Below are 19,970 nucleotides of genomic sequence, written 5' to 3'. Positions count from 1 at the left end.
AATTACTAGATTCTAAATAAGAAGCATCTAGGACTTGCTAATTGATAACATTATTTTGGAGGGATATAGTTGAAGAAAAGAATTTTATTAGTATCAACTTTATTTATCAGTATTCTGTTCATCAGTGCTTGCGGTAACTCAGCGGAAGATGAAGAGGTAAGCGATACTTCTGATGCAGCAGAAACCACGACTACATCTGAAGGAAATGAAGATAAAGAGGAAAACGATAGTAATGACAGTTTGTTCGGGGACCTTGATTTACCTGAAGATCAGCTCGGCTTATCTATTGGCGACACGGCTCATTACAAGTATGGTTATCAAGACATTATACGCGAATTCGAAATTACACTTAATTCTGTTGAAATTACGGATACTGCGGGAGATGAACCAAGCCAGGAAGGTAACTATGTCATCGCTGACGTAACAGTAAAAAACCTAAGCGAAGAGCCAGTCATCGCTGATGATGGATTAGGCATTAGTTTAAAAAATGAACATGTCGGTAGTACTCCTTGGTTCTACATAGAAGGTGTTGCAGAAGAGTGGCCAGGTGAAATACAACCTGATAAATCACAAACCGGCGTATTATTATATGATGTACCTGTTGGCAATTCTTATTCATTAATTAGTGGCGAGTCCCATGCTAATGCAAATACCATCTCATTTGAATTTACAAAGGAAGAGGCTGAATAAATACGGGGACGGAGGGACATGGATTAAGAAGGTAAAGCAACATAAAGTATGTGTCTATTTTAACTAAACCAACTAATAGTTTCCTACTGGAAATTAGCATACCAAAAAAACCTTCCTAAGCGTCTTACTGGGAAGGTTTTACTTTTCAGCTAGATATTGTTCTTACGCTATATCCTGCAAAGTAGAATCGGTTTTCAAAAGTGCATAAATCCAATGTGAGAGCTTATTGACACAGGCTATTACCTACTTCAAAAGGCTTTTTTGAAGCACGTTTTTAAATAGGTTTAATTCCTGTATTATAACAACAAAAAAAGCAGCTTAAGAAAAGCTGCTTTGGGAATAATTGCTAGTAGGATATTTTATCTGGCTGGATGATCACAATTGTCGCACAAGTTACCGTAACAATCAGCTTGTTCCACCATGTCATTACCACATTTTTGACACTTTTTTCGAGGCAGATTTCTGAAAAACTCAACAATGCTCATCATAGCTAGATCCCTCCATCTGTTAGTGTATTTTTATTGTACTATTACAGGTGTCATAAATCAATGGACTGTTGTAACACAATTATCTTTTTATTGAGGTGATTTGATGAAATGGACGATTATCGGATATTGGGGAGCATATCCAGAACAAGGCGGCGCAACGTCTGCTTATTTATTGGAAAAAGGCGGGTTTACCTGCCTGATCGATTGTGGCAGTGGAGCCGTCTCCAAGATTCCGGCTTATAAAAATATTATGGATTTAAATGCTGTAATATTATCTCATTATCATAACGATCATATTGCGGATGTGGGTGTCCTTCAGTATAGCTGGCTGGTTCAGAATTCCATTCAACAGACAGACCATGTGCTGCCAATCTATGGTCACTTGCGGGACAGGGAAGCTTTCGAAAAGCTCAGCCATCAATATACAAAAGGGATAGCATATGAACCAGATCAGCCCCTCGAGATAGGTCCGTTCCAATTCCGTTTCTTGGAAACAGTGCATCCCGCACCTTGTTATGGGATGAGAATATCCGAGGGTGAGAAGGTAATCGTTTACACAGCCGACACAAGTTATAAAGAGGATTGGGTTGCTTTTAGTGAAGGGGCAGATTTGCTCATTACCGATTGCAACTTTTATGAGGGACAGGATGCTTCGAAAGCCGGACACATGAACAGCAGGCAGGGAGCGGAAATTGCAGCAAAGGCAGGGGTGAAAGAGCTTGTACTAAGCCATCTGCCTCATCATGGCGAAATAACGAAACTTCCGGAAGAGGCAAGGGCCTACTTTAAAGGACCTGTCCATTTGGCGCATGAAGGGTTCGTATGGGCCAAATAACCGATGCCGGAGGATTGCTCTGGCATGCGACATGGGATAAGATAGTACTAGATAAGTTAAGGAGGTTTTCACTATGTTATATATTGATAATGAAGGGATTCACGATCCTCATATCAATTTGGCAATTGAAGAATATATTTTGAAAAATTTCGGCGAGGACGATACATATTTGTTGTTCTATGTGAACGAGCCTTCGATTATTATAGGTAAAAACCAAAATACCATCGAAGAGATCAATACAAACTATGTAGATGAAAACAGAATCCATGTAGTACGGCGCCTTTCCGGCGGTGGAGCTGTTTACCATGATCTCGGCAACTTGAACTTCAGCTTTATAACAAAAGACGACGGGAACAGTTTCCATGACTTTGCTAAATTCACTGAGCCTGTTACAGATGCGTTGAAACAACTGGGTGTAAATGCAGAACTAAAAGGAAGAAACGATATAGTCGTTGATGGCAGGAAAATCTCTGGGAACGCCCAATTCTCTACAAAAGGCCGGATGTTCAGTCATGGAACATTGATGCTTGATTCAGAAATTGAAAATGTCGTATCTGCCCTTAATGTGAAATTGGAGAAAATCAAGTCAAAAGGTATCAAGTCAATCCGCAGCCGTGTCGCCAATATTTCGGAGTTCTTGGAAGAACAAATCACGGTGGAAGGGTTTAAGGAATTAATCTTAAAGCATATCTTCAATGTCAATGATGTAAAAGACGTTCCACAATATAAACTGACCGAGCAGGATTGGGCAAACATCCATAAGCTTTCTGAGGAGCGTTATCAACAGTGGGATTGGAATTATGGAAAGTCTCCGGCATTCAACATTCAGCAATCCCATAAATTTGCCGCTGGCGCCGTTGATGTCCGGCTTGATGTGAAGAAAGGCATTATTGAAAATGCCAAAATTTATGGTGACTTTTTCGGCGTAGGCGACGTAACGGACATCGAAGAAAGATTGAAAGGTACTCGGTATGAACGCCGCTCGATCGATGAAGCAATCAGCGATCTTGATATCAATCATTATCTAGGAAAAATCACCAAAGAAGAGTTTGTTAATTTGATTTATTGAAAAATTATGACCTCCAGCCATATCTGCTGGAGGATTTTTGTTTTGTTTTTCTTTCAGGCCTCTTGCTAGCATATAGTTCGTACCATATAATAGATATTAGTACCATTAATGAATGACCATTCATTCAAAGGAGGGGTTTCATGAATCTTAGTGATCAACTGTCAAGAATAGCTGATCGGCACCCGGAGAAAGCAGCATATTTATTTAATGGCGAGGAAACAAGTTATGCAGAATTAGACGTGATGGTAACGAGGTTTGCCGGGCAATTGCAGGATATGGGTTATCAAAAAGGCGACCATATTGCGCTTATCGCCGGGAATAGCCCATTTTTCATCATTGGTCTTTATGGTGCTCTGCGTGCTGGATTGACGGTCATCCCGATTAATCCTATTTATACTCCCGATGAGATGACATACATTCTTCAAAATGGAGATATTAAAGGCATACTTACAATGGATATTTTATTGGAAAAAATGGCAGCGATGGCCGATGACTTAGAGGATGTCCAGGACTATATCGTGGCAGACACAGGAGCAGGGATTGACTGGGGACAAAGTTTGCTTGCACCAAAAATGAAAACGTTTACAAATATGCTGGGTGAGAATAGAAATCAGTTTTCAAGACCCGAATTGAAGGAACCGGATGTCGCTGTCATCCTTTATACATCCGGGACAACGGGAAAACCAAAAGGAGCTATGCTAACACATCGGAATCTCTATTCGAATGCTAAAGATACTGCCGATTACCTGACAATTAACGAGCAAGACAGAGTCATTGCGGCACTGCCTATGTTTCATGTCTTCTGTCTGACTGTCGCTTTGAACGCTCCCCTTATGAACGGGGGAACCATTCTGATTGTTCCTAATTTTTCCCCACAGGCAGTATTCACTTTGGCCCGGGAGCAGCAGGCGACTGTCTTTGCCGGTGTTCCGACAATGTACAATTATTTACTTCGTACACCTGACGTGAGCCCTGCCGACTTTAGCAGCATCCGCTTGTGCATTTCAGGCGGCGCATCCATGCCTGTCGCTCTTTTGAAGAATTTTGAGGAGAAATTTCAGGTCAGGATTTCGGAAGGGTATGGATTGTCGGAGGCATCCCCTGTCACATGTTTCAATCCGTTGGACAGAGAGCGAAAACCTGGTTCCATCGGGACGAATATCAGAAACGTAGTAAATAAAGTAGTGGACGAGCTTGGAGAGGAATTACCTGTTGGGGAAGTCGGTGAACTGGTTGTGAAGGGTCCGAATGTTATGGCCGGATACTATAAACAGCCCGAAGAGACCGAAGCTGCCCTGAAGGATGGATGGTTATATACCGGGGATATGGCAAGAATGGATGATGAGGGATATTTCTATATTGTTGACAGGAAAAAAGACATGATCTTAGTCGGTGGGTACAATGTCTATCCGCGTGAAGTAGAAGAAGTATTATATGAACACCCAGAGGTATCCGAAGTTGCTGTTGTCGGCAGGCCTGATCCATATAGTGGTGAAACTGTTTCAGCTTTTGTCGTCACAAACAATCCTGCAGTGACAGAAGCAGAACTGGTTGATTATTGCAAGGAACATCTTGCTAAATATAAATTGCCCACGAGAATAGAGTTTCTCGAGGAGCTTCCAAAGAATACAACTGGTAAAATTCTAAGGAAACAACTGCGGGATATCGTGGCCCCTTAATTCCTGCTCGGTCGTTCTTAAGACTTCTGCACCAAGACATTTACTTGTTTCCTGGCTGCATGGTAAGATTTAAGGAATCCCTTGTCAGAGGATGGCAGGGGATTTATTGATTTTTACAGCACAGGCAAGGGGGAAGTTGGGATGAAAAAGTTATTAACGGGTTACATCCTTTATTTGATTGTCATTTGGTGTTATTTCGTTTATTTTTATCCATTGCAAACACTGGCAGACTCAAAGTATGCTGCGCTTGCGCATGCAGTTTTTTTCTCCAAGCTTCCCTTGGAATGGCTGCTCTTGTACATATTGATTAAAAAAGGCTGGTCTTCCACCTGGGTTGACAGGCTGAATGATACAACTGAGAAAGAATGGATAAAAGTACTCATTTTTTCACTACTTCTGGTAGTTATATATGAACTGATCCTGCTTCCGTTCAATTTGCTATGGTTTTCGATCACCCATATAGAAGGAACAAGTCATCAGACAATAGGTAACTGGATGTATGAGTTGGGGTTGAATCTTTTATTTTTCTGGCTTGTTTTAGCTGCCGGAATCTATGTGGTACGTCTACTGATCAAGAAATACAAAAACTGGTGGTTCGGCTTATGGTTGATCGCTCTTCCGATTGCTTTATTTGTCGTCTATATCCAACCAGTATGGATTGATCCGTTGTATGAAAAGTTCACGGTCATGGAAGAAGGGCCGTTAAAAACCGCAATAGAGGACTTTACAGACAAGTCCGGACTGGAGGATGCAACCCTTCTCCAAGTCCATAAGAGCGAAAAAACGACTGCTTTTAATGCATATGTTACAGGGATAATGGGAAATGCGCGGATTGTTTTTTGGGATACCACCCTTCAAGGGATGCCTCAAGAGGAAATTCTGTTCATTCTCGCTCATGAGATTGGTCATTATGTTCACGGCCATGTTTATATTGGGGTGGCAGGTTATATTGTGCTCAGCTTTTTTCTGTTTTACCTCACTGCTGTCATTTATCGCTTCATTTGGTCAAATATCCAGGGAAAGAAACGATTTGGTAAACAGTATGATTTAAAAGCAATTCCTGTCCTGCTATTGCTTTTTTCTTTGCTTATGACTGCGTCACAACCTGTCTCCTTATTTGTTTCCCGGAAAATCGAACAAGCTGCCGATGTGTATGCCATGAATCATACAGAGGATTTGCAGACTGGCGTCGAAAGTTTTAGGAGAATGGCGTTAGAATCAAAAAGCGATATTGATCCTGTATTCTGGATTGAATGGTTTCGTTTTAGTCATCCACCTATTCAGGACAGGATCGACCGTTTGAAGGAAGAGATGGAAGCCAGGGAATCGTCAGGAGAAAATGCAAAATAACAAATGTGCCTGTTCTTGAGTGGAAAGTGGCAATTAAGTCAACACTAAGGCAAGGATGGAAGGTGAATTTGTTGTTGGACAAAAAGGAAAAGTTGGAACTGGAAACTTTTACATTGTTGAATCCGGACTTTGGAACAGACCTTGAAGAGAGCTTAGATGTAGAAGGGTATCTGGGAGAGGAATCAGAATGATAAGGTAAATGAAAAAAATCCTTGCCGGGCTTCCGGAAGGATTTTTTTCATTATGTGTTCATTTCCTTCTGTTCAGGACCGGTGGTTTTGGCGCCGCCCGTTTCGCTTTCATCGGCCAGTTGAACAGGAAGTGCATCTTCTTGGAAACTTGCCGCAAGAATGATTGCAAAGAAACAAATAAGCAGCAATCTTTTCACCTATTTGGCCTCCTGTAGTTCAATATGTTTGTAGTAGTAATTTGAAGCTTCTTTGTAATTTTTATTAGAATAATAGAAATTACCCAATTTCAGATAACATTTCTTCAAAAAGCGGAACTCATTGGTTCTTTCAAAAAAAGAAGTCAGTTTTTTCAGGTTGTTTTTAAATTCATCCATTTGGCCATTGAGCAGATAATAATCATTAAAAACAAACAAGAGTCTGTAGCGGTCCTCTTCATCATTGGTCAGCGCCTCTGCCACCCAATAGTAATCAGAAGCTTCTTTTGTTTTTTTCTCTTTTAATTTACATTCGATAATTTCCCTGTATGTTATCAGTAGATTGCTGTTTTTGACTTGCTGTTTGATATGTAAAGCATGGAGGAAAAAGTGAATGCCTTTTTCGAGATTATCCTGATTAACTTCCACGAGTCCAAGATTGTGATAGACATATCCTAAGATATCGAGAATTCCATTTTCCTCCGCTATTCTTTCAGCCTCATGAAATTTAAGCTTCGCCTGATCGTAATTACCCGTCTCCCTGTACATTGTTCCAAGTAAATTCAACGACTGGGCAGTATCGTGTTTATTATTTAATGCAGTATAGTAGTTTATGGCTTCATTCCCGAATAAAATAGCATTCTGGTAATCGTTAAGCCGCTTATAAAATAAAGCTATATTAAAGGTTAATGTTGCCCTTATGGCTAAATCATCGACATTGTTCTTCAACTTTGAGAAGTAACTGATGGCACTGCTGAACTCGTAATTTTTATAATGATAGAATCCATGATAATAAGTATAGGCGTTTTCCAGATGCAGAGGCAGTGATTCCCTGCTTTCCAAATAGCTATTAATGTACCCCTCGTGGATGGAACTCCATTCCTTGTGTTTGTTCCGGCCTTTTAAAAGATAAGCTCCTTTTAAGAGAAGGTAATAGCATTCCATTTCCGGAGATAGAAGATATTCGTAATAATGGGAATCGATTAAATCGATCAATTGTCCGGTTTCTGCACTACCAGTCATGATATACTTGGCCAGCCTGATCAGAAGAAGCTGAACTTCTTTGTCCTCTTTATCAAAGTCCAGGAAATAAGCAGGAGGAATATCAAGCTTCCGGGCCAGGGTCTGTAAAAGCTGAGGATCCGGGACCAGCTGTCCATTTTCAATCCGGCTCAGTTTGGAAAGGGAAGTTATGCCGCTTGATAAGGATTTGAGGGTATATCCTTTCAACAACCGTGCTAACAATATCCTTTTTCCTACATGTATCATGTTACACCCTCCCAAAGCATAAAGTCCTAGTTCCAATTATACGTAATAGTTCCTTAAATTGCTATTTCATTTTTCGACTGTTTTTATCAAGTCAGATTAAAAAAGTCGAGTCATGCCTTTCTCCTTACCTGATGTGCGGGAGTTTTTCCATTGCCTTCTGTCCATTTCAGCCTTGCTCTGCAAGCGTTATCGAGCTTCCGGACAGAATGAGTCTTTAGGATGACAAAATTTGAAATTTTTTACAAATTTTCAAATTTTTCTATCTTTTTCTACTATTTTCTGGTAAATTGTTATCAAGCTTAAATTTATTGCTGAACATGAGAGGATGAATAGATAAGATGGAAATAAAAAAACAATATGAAGTAAACCCATTTACACTCGCAGTTCTTTCGGAAGAGTTCAACGGTAAATACCTCTCCCGCATCATGGAAGACGACGAGGTGATTTTTGTTGAACAGCCTCCAAGTAAAGTGATCGATCTTGCTTGTAAATATTTCGGAAGTTCATTGCGAGGTAGACAAGATGGAACAAAAGATATCTTCAAAGTAACGCACAAAGCTCCCATATCTATTGATCCTTCGAGTGGAATGTATTTTTTTCCGACTACTTCTCCAAATAACCCCCAATGTAACTGGATCGCGCACTCCCACATCGATCAAGTGGTAAAAGCGCCCAATCAGTCCTCTCAGATCATTTTTACGAATGGTAAGTCCGTTACGCTGGACGTTTCTTATGGTTCCCTGCTCAATCAAGTCCAGCGGACCGCTCAGTTCAGGTACTTGCTTGATCATCGCATTAAGTATGTTGGGAAGAATAATCATGCTGAGATTGTAGCAGAGCCTTTTGCATAAACTCCCGTAAAATACTTTCGACCTTTTTACGGATCGCCGGATTGAAATAATTCCTTTTTTCTTCCCGTCCCCTGCACAGGAACAAAAAAGAAGAAAAGGAATCATTTTTGTTCAAGGAGAGTACTTGGAGCTGCTTATCAGCCATTTTTTTCCGTAACTGCCTGCGTTCAGCCAGTGCTTCGGTTTCCATTTTATTTAACAATTCCATATAGGGTTCTTTAATTTTAAAATTGGTCTCTTGAATAGTATGGATATCTTTTTGGACGACAAGTATTGCCATGGAAAGGAACAAAAAACGTGAAGCTAGCTCAAATTCCTCTTCGCTGAGATAACGCATTTTCCCCCTCCTCTTTCGAACGTATGTTCTATTATAACCTAATTATACAGCATTCAAAACAAAAAAATCACAGAAATAAATGGAAATTCAGCAATAAATTTTTAAGCGGAAAAAGCGCATAGCGGAATGAGGAGAGGCGAAACAGGATTGAAAACAGAAAAGGGCCGGCTATTTGAGCCGGCCCTTTGCACCTGGTTTAGAAAGGGTTATAAAGAAAGAACAAGAACAACCCAATGCTAACCAGAAAAGTAGCTATATAAATGACTAATAACAATGGAAGATTTTCCTTCAGGGAACTCTTTTCGTAACTGTTGGACCTGGCTAGTGCCTGCTGAGCGCCATGCCCCTCTTTCTCGTAGTCGCGAGCCTTCTTGCTTTCTTCTTTGCCAAGCATCAATGTGACAACCAAGGCCACGATACAAAAAATGAAAGCGATAGTCATCAAAACAATATACATTTTTCTCCCCTCCACCCGTTCTCTCCCAATTATATAGAGACATAAAAATAAATGAAATAAGCGATTCAGATAAATACTGAAACTAGGAAATTTTATTTGTTTACTTTACAATATAATCAGGAAAACTAATAAAGTACACTACACTGATTATAGCTGATTTGGCGAGGGGTCTGGAAGAGATGCAGTTATTAAACATCGATGTCTCCGAATTGAGGGAACTAATCGAAAACAATAGATTTGATGACTTACTCATGCAGTTGTTGAAGAGCTATGAAAGTCTGGGACCACTACCGGGAATATTGCTTCCTTTTATTGAAGCTTTTTTATCTTTTCTCCCGCTTGTGGTGTTTGTGCTAGCCAATGCAGCAGCCTATGGCCTGCTGGAAGGATTTCTCCTTTCCTGGATCGGTGCAAGTATTGGAGCGGTTTGTGTATTCTGGATTGTAAGAAGGCTCGGGCAAAAGCGCTTTTTTTTATGGCTGCGAAAGAACAAGCAAGTAAAACGAGTTACCTCTTGGCTGGAAAGGCATGGATTCGGACCGCTGTTTTTATTGATGTGTTTTCCGTTTTCTCCTTCTTCGATCATTAACATTGTCGCAGGACTTTCCAAAATCAGTTTTCAACAATTTATATTGGCTGCATTGTTCGGGAAAGCAGTGATGATTTTCACAATAGCTTATGTCGGAGATAGTATCACCTCTTTTGCGCAAAACCCTGTCAAGACTGTGATTGTCGGTATATGCATTCTACTGTTCTGGGTATTCGGGAAATATTTGGAGAAAAGACTGCAGAAAAAAGACAGGGAGTCGTACAAGGAGGTAAAAAGAGATTAATTTTTTTCCTGCGGGGTAAAATGTTTATACAAACAACCTGGAGGAAGCAAAGATGCAAAGAATTAATTATTGGAAGCTTATACGAACGGTTTTGATAGCAGTTCTGCTTGCTTTTCTCTTCCGTTCCTATTTATTCGCCAGCTATGTTGTCGATGGAAAATCCATGGAACCGACTCTGTTTGATGAGAATCTGATCATGGTCAACAAGGTTGCATATGACCTTCATGATATCGATCGATTTGACGTTATAGTCTTTCATGCGAATGAAGAAGAAGATTATGTGAAACGGGTGATAGGAACGCCTGGAGATACGATTGAATATAGGAATGACCAGTTATACCTTAATGGAGAGAAAGTAGCAGAGTCCTATTTGGATCCTTTTAAACAGGGAATGGATCTGCCGCTGACAGAAGACTTTTCTTTGGAAGATGTGACCGGGCAGAAGCAAGTCCCAGAAGGAAAACTTTTCGTTATGGGAGATAATCGCAGAGAGAGCCTTGACAGCAGATACTTTGGATTCGTAAATAAGGAAGAAGTTGTCGGCAAAGTCGATGTGCGATATTGGCCTGTTTCTCAAATAGGGTTGAGTTTTAATTAAAGCAAAAAGCTTGATTCAGACACGCACACTGAATCAAGCTTTTTTGCTTTTTGAGAACCTGATCGATTGTAATCAGGGAACAAATGTTCTATAATATTAATCATCTGGTAAGGTTTTCGCAAGTAAGCCCAACAGGATAAATATTGCAGCGATTATCCCTAATACAAATGGAAAAGGGACCAGGGAGGCAAGGGCCGAACCTACACTCGCACCACTCAGCAGAGTGAAGGAGTAAATGGCTACTGCGCTGGTTCCATGCACAGTGTTCCTTCCGACCAGTAATACAACCATGGGTATGGTCAAAGAAGTAGACGTAATCATCAAAAAGGAAGCAAACGTAATCGTCCCCACATTCAATCCTGCTATCGCGGGGAGGAATCCCGCCACCATCACAAACAATTGAAACCTCAAAATTTGCTTTGCCCGGAACCTCCTTAAGAGTGCACTAATGAAAAAAGAAGGCAGGATTCCAATCAAACTGCATACACGGAACAACTGTAAAGGGACAGGAAAATCAGTCCATACTTGATGAAGGTATATTTCAAATGAACCATAAAATAACATAATAGGTAATAGTAAGAAAAAGGCAATTAAGTAAAGCTTTCGCAATATTTGATTTTGAAAACATGATAAAATAATAGTAGTCGGTTTCTTTGATGGTATGCTATCGGAAGGAACGGCTTTTTTCAATGTGATAAACAATAGAGAAAAACATATTAGATAAAACAGAAAAAAACCGGTGAAAACAGCTGAAAAGAAGAAAGCTTCTGCCAAATAAGAGGAAATAATCTGACCGAAAACGCCTGCAAACAAGAATCCGGTATTGATCAAGGCAATGGCTGTTCCCTGCAGGGAGCCCTGGAAATATCGAAAGCAGTATCCGAAAGCGACCGGAGCAAAGCTGGCTGCTGTAAAGCCTTGCAGGGCGCGGAGCAGAATCAACTGGCCAACATCAGCGGCAAATATCAACGCACCGGTTATCAGACTCAACATGGCCATCCCCGTTACAAGAATTTTGCGAAGGGGAAGACGGTCGGCCAAAAAGCCGAAAACCAATAAACCGGTTGCGTAAGTACAAATGAACAGGGAACTGGTCAACGAGGCGTAACTAATCGAAACATTATGGCTTTCGGCAAGCCGGGGCTGGAGCGGGATCATTACATAGATGCTGCTGGCAACGAAGACTGCACAATAAATGAGTGCACCGGCTGTCAATGTGTTTTTGGACATACCGCTAACCTCCCGTTGTAGAAACTATGGTACTATATGCAAACCCGGAAAAATTGTGATAAGAGGAGAATTCATTATGGGGATACGATTTTTATTGGGTAAGGCCGGTGCTGGCAAAAGCGGTACCTGCCTCGCGGAAATAGAAACAAAATTGCAGGAGGATCCTCAGGGACCGCCGATCTTTTATATCGTTCCGGAACAAATGACCTTTCAGCAGGAATATGAACTCGCCAAACGGATAACGGGAAGCATCCGGGCACAAGTGTTCAGTTTTTCCAGACTGGCCTGGAGGGTGTTTCAGGAAACCGGCGGCGGCACCCGGAAATTCATTACATCCACAGGGATCCAAATGATGCTTAGGAAAATAACGGAAGAAAGAAAATCGGACTGGAATGTATTCCAGAAGGCAATTGAAAAGCAAGGGTTTATGGAGCAGCTGGAAGGGATGATTACGGAATTCAAACGATACCGCATCACACCGGAAATGCTTACAGCGCAAATTATCGATATGGATCGTTTCACTCACAAGTACCCTGGTGAGGTTGCTTTGAAAAATAAACTGGAAGATTTGAGTTATATTTATGACCGTTTAGTGGATGCGCTGAAAGATCAATATATCGACAGTGAAGATCAGCTCCAGCTGCTGGCAGATAAAATAACAGAGGCAGATTTCATGGAAGATGCTGAGATTTATTTGGATGGTTTTCACCATTTCACACCGCAGGAACTTTTGGTCGTGGAAGCACTGATCAAAAAAACCAGCCAGGTATCGGTTACACTTGCAACCGATGGCCAGAACGATCAAGAGGTATCGGAACTCGATCTTTTTTGTCTGCCTACAGAAACCTACCAAACGCTTAAGTCATTGGCAGAAGAAAATTCGATCGATATTCAAGTCGAGCGGTTGGACCAGCAAGACGGAAGGTTTGAGAATCGGCCATATTTTGCCCATTTGGAAAGTTACTTTGACAAGCGGCCGTCTCCAGAATACAAAGGGACGGTCCCAATCCGGATTGCGGAAGCCGTCCATCCAAGGGCCGAAGTGGAAGGAGTCGCTCAGGAGATACTCCGCCTTGTACGTGAAGAACAATACAGGTATAAAGATATTGCCGTTTTGATCAGACAGACCGAAGTGTATCATGAGTTGATTCATACGGTGTTTGAGGATTATGGAATCCCGGTATTTATAGATGAGAAAAGAACGATGCTGAACCATCCATTGTTGGAGTTCGTCCGTTCGGCACTAGATATAGTGGAGGGCAACTGGCGGTATGAAGCAGTTTTCCGCCTGTTGAAAACGGGATTGATCCCGGTAGCGGACAGCAGGTATCCATTGACGGATGAAGCAATAGACGAACTGGAGAATTATGTTCTGGAATACGGTATTCGCGGGAGAAGTAGATGGATTAGTGATGAACCTTGGATTTTTCAACGTTTTCGGGGGTTTGACCAGGCTTCTCAAACAGACAAAGAACAGGAAATACAAACAAGAATCAATCGTTATCGCGACCAGGTAGTCTATGCCCTGCAAGATTTTGATGAAAAACTAAGAGACACTGAAACAATCCAGGAAAGAGCTGAAATTATATTTGAATGGCTTGAGGGTCTGCAGGTTCCCCAAAGGCTGGAAGAAAATAGAGACAGGTTGGATGAGCAAGGTCATATAGAACTGGCAAGGGAGCAGGAGCAGGTCTGGGATGCCGTCATGCAACTGCTGGATGAAATGGTTGAAATCGCAGGAGATGACAAAGTGTCTCTTCAAGTTTTCCGGGCTTCCCTTGAAGCAGGTTTTGAATCGCTTAAATTCGCCCACGTACCGCCTAGCATGGACCATGTCATAACAGGTACCATTGACCGTTCGAGGATTACAGGTATCAAGTGTTCATTCCTGCTGGGGGTCAATGAAGGTATCTGGCCGATGAAACCGGGAGAAAGCGGAATGATATCGGAAGAAGAGCGGGAATTGCTTGCTGAACAGGGAATGAAGCTGGCGGATGGCAGTAAACGCCAATTGCTGGATGACTGGTTTTATGTTTATTTAGCTTTTACTTCGGCCAAAGACCAGCTATGGATCAGTTACCCGTTAAGTGATGAGGAAGGAAAATCGAAAGTGCCTTCTCAATTGATCAAAAGGATGGAGGATTTGTTCCCTTCATGCAGGGAACACACTCTTCTTCAAGATCCAGAAGAGCTAATGGATGCTGACAGGTTCATCTCGACTCCGGTGAAAACGAGATCGGCATTAACGGCACAATTGGCAAGGAATTTGCGCGGCTATCCGATTCACGATGCATGGTGGAATGTGCTGAATTGGTATATCGCCAGTGAAGATAAAGGCGGCACCACCTATTCTATTTTACAGAGCTTGTTTTACCAGAACAATCCGACAAACTTGTCGGAACAAACTGCAAGTCAGTTGTATCCACAACAAGTCAAAGCCAGCGTTTCCAGATTGGAAATGTATTATCGATGTTCTTATCAACACTTTGCCAAGTACAGTCTTGGACTGGAAGAACGACGGATCTATAAGCTGGATGCACCAGACATTGGCCAATTGTTTCACGAAGCCTTGAAAAAAATCACTGATTGGGTTCAGACTGAGGGGCGGAATTTCGCGGATTTGCAAAAACAAGAAACAAACCAATATGCCCAAAGAGCGGTATCGAGCCTTGCTCCGGTCTTGCAGCACCAGATACTTCACAGTTCCAACAGGTATAAATATATCCAACAGAAGCTTCAAGAAATTATTGCCAGGGCCGCCTATGTGTTGAGCGAGCAAGCAAGGCAGAGCGACTTTTCCCCTATCGGCCTAGAATTAGGGTTTGGTCCCGGTCAGCAGCTGCCACCCATCACAATCGACTTGCCAAACGGTTACGAATTGGTATTAAGAGGCAGGATAGACAGGGTTGACAGAGCCATCAACCAAGAGCATTTGTTCCTGCGGATTATTGATTATAAATCAAGTTCCAAAGGATTGAATTTGTCGGAAGTATATTATGGGCTGGCATTGCAGATGCTGGCATACCTGGATGTTGTGCTTTCCCATTCCGAAAGCTGGCTCGGGGTGAAGGCGACGCCGGCCGGAGTGTTATATTTCCATGTCCATAATCCGATGCTTTCCCAAAATAAGAGATTAGAAGATGCAGATATAGAAAAAGAGATTTTCAAGAAATTCAAAATGCAAGGACTATTAGTGGAGAATGAACAAATCGTCAAAATGATGGACACAGGTCTTGATAGTGGAATGAGCCAGATTGTGCCGGCAGGTTTAAAGAAAAACGGCGAATTCCGCAAGGGTTCCCATACAGCAGAAACGGAAACATTCAATCAGCTGCAAGGCTATATCCGGGAACTGATGGTACAAGCAGGCACCGATATTACCAGCGGCGGTGTACATTTGAATCCATACCAGCAAAACCAGCAGGTGGCCTGTACCTATTGTCCGTTCAAATCAGTTTGCCAGTTTGATTCAACCTTGCATGAAAACAATTATCGGAGATTGAAAGAAATGAAAGATGAAGATGTGTTGAACGAGATAACTAGAAGGAGGGGGGACAAATAATGCCACAATGGACAAAAGAACAAGAAGAAGCTATATATGCAGGGGGAAGCGATGTACTGGTGGCCGCTGCGGCAGGGTCAGGAAAAACGGCTGTTTTAGTCGAACGAATCATTCAGAAACTGCTCAACAAGACAATGCCGGTCGATATCGATTCTCTCCTGGTCGTGACATTCACCAACGCCGCAGCCCAAGAAATGCGGAACAGGGTGGGGCAGGCACTGGAAGCTGCATTAGAGGCTAACCCTTCTTCCCTTCATCTAAAGAAGCAGTTGTCCTTGCTGCAGCGCGCATCGATATCTACTCTCCATTCCTTTTGCATGGATGTTGTCCGCAGACATGCCTACCTGCTCGACATTGATCCGGGTTTCCGAATCGCTGATGATATAGAAGGGGACATGATCAGGCAGGAAGTATTGGAGGATATGTTTGAAGATTGGTATGGCAAAGAAGAAATGGAAGAACAGAATGCCTTTTTTGCTGTAGTAGATCGTTTTTCCAATGACAGAAGCGATCTGGAAGTGGAAGAATTGATTTTGAAGTTATATGAATTCGCGATGCAAAATCCCTGGCCGGAAAACTGGCTGGATAATATGGCTGCCATGTATAACGTGGATGAAGAGGAAGACGAAGATAACCTGCCATGGCTTGGCATTTTAAAAAGAGAAGTGAACAGTCAGCTGGACGCGATGCTCACGGAAGCAGAAGAAGCTATGGCTCTCACAAAGGAAAATGACGGACCGTATCATTACGCGGATGCAATAGAATCAGATATCGAAATGTTCCGGGAAGCATTTCATCATGTGAATAACTCCTGGCAACATGCTCAGGAATTCTTTTCTGCAGGCAGCTTCCAAGCATTATCACGTAAGAAAGCCGATTGTGCGGAAGAGAAAAAGGAAAAGGTGAAGGAACTTAGAAACAATTATAAGAAACGGTGGAACGACTTAGCGGGGGACTGGTTTTCAAGGAGTCTTCCTGCTTATTTGGCAGATATGAAGACTTTGTATCCTGCCGTTGTTCAACTTACTTCCCTTGTAAAAGAGTTCAAAGAAAGATATACGCAATTAAAAAGAGAAAAGGCCATCGTCGATTTCTCAGACTTGGAGCATTACTGCCTTCAAGTCCTGATGGATGAAAAGTCGACCCCGGAAAGGATCGTGCCATCGGCAGCAGCCTATCATTTTCAAAGTTCTTTCCATGAAGTGCTTGTCGATGAATACCAGGATACAAACCTTGTACAGGAAACACTGCTTTCTCTGATCACCGATAAAGAAGGACCTGGAAACATGTTTATGGTAGGGGATGTAAAACAGAGCATTTACAGATTCCGTCACGCAGAGCCTACTTTGTTCCTTAATAAATATAAACAGTTTGCCGAAGAGTCTCATCCGGCTATACGGATTGATCTGGCCAGGAACTTCCGGAGCAGGGAACAGGTATTGACTGCCACGAACTATATTTTCAGACAGCTTCTCAGTGAAGATGTCGGGGAAATGGAATACGAAAAAGATGCAGAGTTAATCTATGCTAACAAAGTGTATGACGAATTGAAGCTCAATGATACAGATGCCGAACTGGTCATTATCGACAGGGACGCCAATGAAGAGATCGGGGATGAAGAAGGAACGGAAAACTTTGAGGATTTGGAGAAAGCCCAGTTGGAAGCACGGGCTTACGCGCGCATGATCAAAAAGTGGATCGGCAGCGAAGAGAATAGACCAATGCAGGTGGTCGACAAGGAAACAGGTGGACAGCGTGGTATTCAATACCGCGATATAGTCATTTTGCTCCGTTCGATGACATGGGCGCCTACTATTACTGACGAATTGAAACAGCAGGGAATCCCTGTCTATGCAGAGTTATCGACAGGATATCTGGAAGCGATCGAAATAAAAGTTATGCTGAGTCTTCTGAAAATTATCGATAACCCTAAACAGGATATTCCGCTAGCCTCTGTCCTCCGTTCGCCAATTGTCGGGTTGAATGAAGAGGATCTGGCTGAAATACGCCTTGCCAAAAAACAAGCGGCCTATTATGAGGCCATGACATCTTTTATCAAAAACGAGGCCGACACACAAAAAGGCAAAAAGCTCAAACGGTTTTTAGTACAATTGAAAGAATGGAGAAACAGGGCGAGACAAGGAGCTCTTTCAGATTTGATCTGGCAGATTTACCGGGAAACAGGCTACTATGACTTTGTAGGGGGAATCCCTGGCGGCAGGCAGCGGCAGGCCAACCTCAGAGCTCTTTACGATCGGGCCAGAACGTATGAAAACACCTCTTTCCGAGGGCTGTTCCGTTTTCTCAGGTTCATAGAGCGGATGGAAGAGAGAGGAGACGATCTCGGAGCTGCAAGAGCGTTGGGGGAACAAGAAGATGTTGTCCGTCTGATGACCATCCATAAAAGTAAAGGATTGGAATTCCCGGCAGTGATCCTTGGGGCAATGGATAAACAGTTCAACCAGCAGGACCTCAGACAAAAGTACCTGCTTCATAAGGACTTGGGCTTTGGAAGCAAGTATATCAATCCTTCCAAACGAATTATGTATCCCACCCTTGCCTATCATGCTCTCAAAAAGGAAAAGCAAAGGGAATTGCTTGCGGAGGAAATGCGGGTGTTGTATGTAGCCTTAACAAGGGCGAAAGAAAAATTGGTAATGGTCGGCAATGTCGCATCCTTTGAAAAGAAACAGGAGAAATGGCAGAAGGTCATTGACCACCCTGAATGGGTACTTCCTTCCCATTACCGGCTGGAGACCCAATCATTTCTGGATTGGGTTGCGCCTTCCCTGATCAGGCATAAGGATAACGAGGGTCTTAGAAATATCGAGGTAAACATTCAAGTGCCTGCACCAATCAGGCAGGATCCTTCCAGCTGGCATATTGAATTGCTTCATGGCAGCCGATTGACGAATATCAGGGAAGAAGGAGAGATTCCGGCAGCTGAAATAGAAGCCTCTATCAAGAACTGGCAGCCTGTAAGTCATGCCGACCCTTCTTTAGATGTCCATGTGAAGCGACGGCTAACTTATGAGTATCCTTATCCGAATGCCGTTCATTACCGGGCGAAACAGACAGTTACAGAATTGAAAAGACAGAGGCAGATAAAGGATGAATACAGCAGTGATCAGCTTGTACCACAGTATAAAGCTCCGATTGTAAAACGTCCTCGTTTCATGCAGAAAGAAAAAAGATTGACGGCAGCTGAGAAGGGGAGTGCGATGCATACTGTTATGCAGCATTTGCCTTTGTCGAGAAAATGGAGTGAAGAAGAACTTGCCGAGTACGTCCAGTCTTTTGTAACGAAAGAGATTCTCACACAGGAAGAAGCCGATGTTATCGATTTAAAAGCTATTGCCCGCTTTTTTGAGACGGAAATAGGGGAGATGCTTATTCTGGCTTCTGATGTGAAACGAGAGGTACCGTTCAGCTTTTCCATGAAAGCTAATCAAGTTTATGCCGATTGGGAAGGCGACACAGATGAAGTCGTCCTGATCCAAGGGGTGATCGACTGTGCCATCCCTTCAGAAGATGGATGGATTATCCTTGATTACAAGACTGATTCCATTGATAGGGAAGTGACAGACGTTGTGAAGCAAAAACTGTTTTCCCGATATGAAACACAGCTTGACTTGTATGCTTCAGCTTTGGAACAAATATGGAAACAGCCTGTCAAAAAGAAATATCTCTATTTCTTCGACGGTGCGTTAATTGAAGCTTAGCAAGCTCTGGATTCTTCTATCGCAATAACCGTAAACTGTGACATAACTGGCCTCATCCTGAATCAGTCGAGTGCTACACGGCCGCTGCGGCAGAACACTTCGCTTTCCATGGGCACGGCCTCAGCCAGGGGACTACTTGAATTAACATCCTTGCACCCTTGGGTCGAGGAATTCACTGCGAAGCTTAACCGGAAGACGCAGACCCATCACTCGGGGTCTTCGATGGGACTGCGATTACTCGCCCCATCTAAAACCTTTGCTGTTCCCATAGGAGTCTGCGTATTCTGCCTTCGCTGTTAGGGGTTTTCTGAATTTTGGTCAGTTTTTGGTTAGGAATACACCATGTTAAACATACATTAGGGCCACTTATCACTTGATCAGAAATCTATCCAAAGCGAAGGAAAAATGCGACACTCCTGGGGGAAGAGCAGCTTCCGAAGACCCCGCAGTGAGCGCTTTTTGCTCAAGAGGAGGCTGAGGTGCTGCCCCCGGAAAGGGAGTATTTTTCCGCAGCGCCGGGTTAGCATTTAACTAAAATCAGGACAAGAAGCAGCCACACAAGGGTAGAATTAATTGTCACTATGTCGCAGTTTCCCTCAATTATGAGATATGTAG

At 42.6% G+C, this 19,970-nt stretch carries 16 protein-coding genes; 10 read left to right on the top strand and 6 right to left on the bottom strand.

Annotation, left to right across the window (positions count from 1 at the left end; genetic code table 11):
- Positions 1–69: 69 nt before the first annotated feature.
- Complete coding sequence (locus tag CZ434_RS10570) at positions 70–690, top strand: DUF4352 domain-containing protein (RefSeq protein WP_077623112.1); 621 nt, start codon at positions 70–72, stop codon at positions 688–690.
- 359 nt (positions 691–1,049) lie between these two features.
- Here CZ434_RS10570 and yhfH read toward each other — a convergent pair whose 3' ends face one another.
- Positions 1,050–1,178: a protein YhfH gene (gene yhfH, locus CZ434_RS10565; RefSeq protein WP_077623111.1), complete on the bottom strand. Its 129-nt coding sequence runs from the start codon at positions 1,176–1,178 to the stop codon at positions 1,050–1,052.
- 103 nt (positions 1,179–1,281) lie between these two features.
- On the opposite strand from yhfH, the gene CZ434_RS10560 reads away from it, so the two are divergent.
- The 4 genes from CZ434_RS10560 to CZ434_RS10545 all read left to right on the top strand — a co-directional run bounded on the left by CZ434_RS10560 (position 1,282) and on the right by CZ434_RS10545 (position 6,111).
- Entirely contained in the window at positions 1,282–2,013 is a 732-nt protein-coding gene (locus CZ434_RS10560) for an MBL fold metallo-hydrolase (protein WP_077623110.1), read from the top strand.
- Between the two features lie 73 nt (positions 2,014–2,086).
- Positions 2,087–3,082 carry a lipoate--protein ligase gene (gene lplA / locus CZ434_RS10555; RefSeq protein WP_077623109.1) on the top strand — a complete coding sequence of 332 codons (996 nt, stop codon included), beginning with the start codon at positions 2,087–2,089 and terminating at the stop codon, positions 3,080–3,082.
- A gap of 140 nt (positions 3,083–3,222) precedes the next feature.
- Positions 3,223–4,761 carry a fatty acid--CoA ligase family protein gene (locus CZ434_RS10550; protein ID WP_077623108.1) on the top strand — a complete coding sequence of 513 codons (1,539 nt, stop codon included), beginning with the start codon at positions 3,223–3,225 and terminating at the stop codon, positions 4,759–4,761.
- Positions 4,762–4,902: 141 nt separating this feature from the next.
- Positions 4,903–6,111, top strand: a complete 1,209-nt coding sequence (locus CZ434_RS10545) for a M48 family metallopeptidase (protein WP_077623107.1) — start codon at positions 4,903–4,905, stop codon at positions 6,109–6,111.
- Positions 6,112–6,352: 241 nt separating this feature from the next.
- Here the strand turns inward: CZ434_RS10545 and CZ434_RS22150 are convergent, their stop codons facing one another.
- A complete protein-coding gene (locus CZ434_RS22150; protein ID WP_179107241.1) occupies positions 6,353–6,499 on the bottom strand; it encodes a hypothetical protein in 147 nt (48 codons plus the stop codon).
- Complete coding sequence (locus tag CZ434_RS10535) at positions 6,500–7,765, bottom strand: helix-turn-helix transcriptional regulator (RefSeq protein ID WP_077623105.1); 1,266 nt, start codon at positions 7,763–7,765, stop codon at positions 6,500–6,502.
- Positions 7,766–8,103: 338 nt separating this feature from the next.
- Between CZ434_RS10535 and CZ434_RS10530 the strand changes: the two genes are divergently transcribed.
- Positions 8,104–8,616 carry a competence protein ComK gene (locus CZ434_RS10530; RefSeq protein WP_077623104.1) on the top strand — a complete coding sequence of 171 codons (513 nt, stop codon included), beginning with the start codon at positions 8,104–8,106 and terminating at the stop codon, positions 8,614–8,616.
- Here CZ434_RS10530 and CZ434_RS10525 read toward each other — a convergent pair.
- A complete protein-coding gene (locus CZ434_RS10525) occupies positions 8,561–8,953 on the bottom strand; it encodes a YhjD family protein (protein WP_077623103.1) in 393 nt (130 codons plus the stop codon). The genes CZ434_RS10530 and CZ434_RS10525 overlap by 56 nt on opposite strands.
- 196 nt (positions 8,954–9,149) lie before the next feature.
- Positions 9,150–9,410, bottom strand: a complete 261-nt coding sequence (locus CZ434_RS10520) for a hypothetical protein (protein ID WP_077623102.1) — start codon at positions 9,408–9,410, stop codon at positions 9,150–9,152.
- Between the two features lie 179 nt (positions 9,411–9,589).
- On the opposite strand from CZ434_RS10520, the gene CZ434_RS10515 reads away from it, so the two are divergent.
- Positions 9,590–10,243 carry a TVP38/TMEM64 family protein gene (locus CZ434_RS10515; protein WP_077623101.1) on the top strand — a complete coding sequence of 218 codons (654 nt, stop codon included), beginning with the start codon at positions 9,590–9,592 and terminating at the stop codon, positions 10,241–10,243.
- A gap of 52 nt (positions 10,244–10,295) precedes the next feature.
- On the top strand, positions 10,296–10,841 hold the full coding sequence (gene lepB, locus CZ434_RS10510) for a signal peptidase I (protein ID WP_077623100.1): 546 nt from the start codon (positions 10,296–10,298) through the stop codon (positions 10,839–10,841).
- Between the two features lie 96 nt (positions 10,842–10,937).
- Here the strand turns inward: lepB and CZ434_RS10505 are convergent, their stop codons facing one another.
- The gene (locus CZ434_RS10505; protein ID WP_077623099.1) at positions 10,938–12,071 is read right to left on the bottom strand and encodes an MFS transporter; all 1,134 of its coding nucleotides are present in this window, start codon (positions 12,069–12,071) and stop codon (positions 10,938–10,940) included.
- 76 nt (positions 12,072–12,147) lie between these two features.
- Here CZ434_RS10505 and addB point away from each other — a divergent pair, with 76 nt between their 5' ends.
- Together addB and addA are read left to right on the top strand one after the other, a co-directional pair.
- The gene (gene addB, locus CZ434_RS10500) at positions 12,148–15,633 is read left to right on the top strand and encodes a helicase-exonuclease AddAB subunit AddB (RefSeq protein WP_077623098.1); all 3,486 of its coding nucleotides are present in this window, start codon (positions 12,148–12,150) and stop codon (positions 15,631–15,633) included.
- Positions 15,633–19,355, top strand: coding sequence for a helicase-exonuclease AddAB subunit AddA (gene addA, locus CZ434_RS10495; protein ID WP_077623097.1), 3,723 nt, complete (start codon positions 15,633–15,635; stop codon positions 19,353–19,355). Before addB ends, addA begins: the two co-directional genes overlap by 1 nt.
- Positions 19,356–19,970: the final 615 nt, after the last annotated feature.

The sequence above is a fragment of the Sediminibacillus massiliensis genome, from assembly GCF_900156915.1.
GTDB classification, from domain to species: domain Bacteria; phylum Bacillota; class Bacilli; order Bacillales; family Amphibacillaceae; genus Sediminibacillus_A; species Sediminibacillus_A massiliensis.
Note: the sequence above shows the minus strand (reverse complement) of the source record. Positions and strands in the feature narration are given on the sequence as shown.

Excerpts from the sequence above, each read along its gene's own strand:
- CZ434_RS10505 (WP_077623099.1), bottom strand. The coding sequence starts at position 12,071 with ATGTCCAAAAACACATTGACAGCCGGTGCACTCATTTATTGTGCAGTC.
- addA (WP_077623097.1), top strand. The coding sequence starts at position 15,633 with ATGCCACAATGGACAAAAGAACAAGAAGAAGCTATATATGCAGGGGGA.
- CZ434_RS10545 (WP_077623107.1), top strand. The coding sequence starts at position 4,903 with ATGAAAAAGTTATTAACGGGTTACATCCTTTATTTGATTGTCATTTGG.
- addB (WP_077623098.1), top strand. The coding sequence starts at position 12,148 with ATGGGGATACGATTTTTATTGGGTAAGGCCGGTGCTGGCAAAAGCGGT.
- CZ434_RS10535 (WP_077623105.1), bottom strand. The coding sequence starts at position 7,765 with ATGATACATGTAGGAAAAAGGATATTGTTAGCACGGTTGTTGAAAGGA.
- CZ434_RS10525 (WP_077623103.1), bottom strand. The coding sequence starts at position 8,953 with ATGCGTTATCTCAGCGAAGAGGAATTTGAGCTAGCTTCACGTTTTTTG.
- CZ434_RS10515 (WP_077623101.1), top strand. The coding sequence starts at position 9,590 with ATGCAGTTATTAAACATCGATGTCTCCGAATTGAGGGAACTAATCGAA.
- lplA (WP_077623109.1), top strand. The coding sequence starts at position 2,087 with ATGTTATATATTGATAATGAAGGGATTCACGATCCTCATATCAATTTG.
- CZ434_RS10550 (WP_077623108.1), top strand. The coding sequence starts at position 3,223 with ATGAATCTTAGTGATCAACTGTCAAGAATAGCTGATCGGCACCCGGAG.
- CZ434_RS10530 (WP_077623104.1), top strand. The coding sequence starts at position 8,104 with ATGGAAATAAAAAAACAATATGAAGTAAACCCATTTACACTCGCAGTT.
- CZ434_RS10520 (WP_077623102.1), bottom strand. The coding sequence starts at position 9,410 with ATGTATATTGTTTTGATGACTATCGCTTTCATTTTTTGTATCGTGGCC.
- CZ434_RS10560 (WP_077623110.1), top strand. The coding sequence starts at position 1,282 with ATGAAATGGACGATTATCGGATATTGGGGAGCATATCCAGAACAAGGC.
- yhfH (WP_077623111.1), bottom strand. The coding sequence starts at position 1,178 with ATGATGAGCATTGTTGAGTTTTTCAGAAATCTGCCTCGAAAAAAGTGT.
- lepB (WP_077623100.1), top strand. The coding sequence starts at position 10,296 with ATGCAAAGAATTAATTATTGGAAGCTTATACGAACGGTTTTGATAGCA.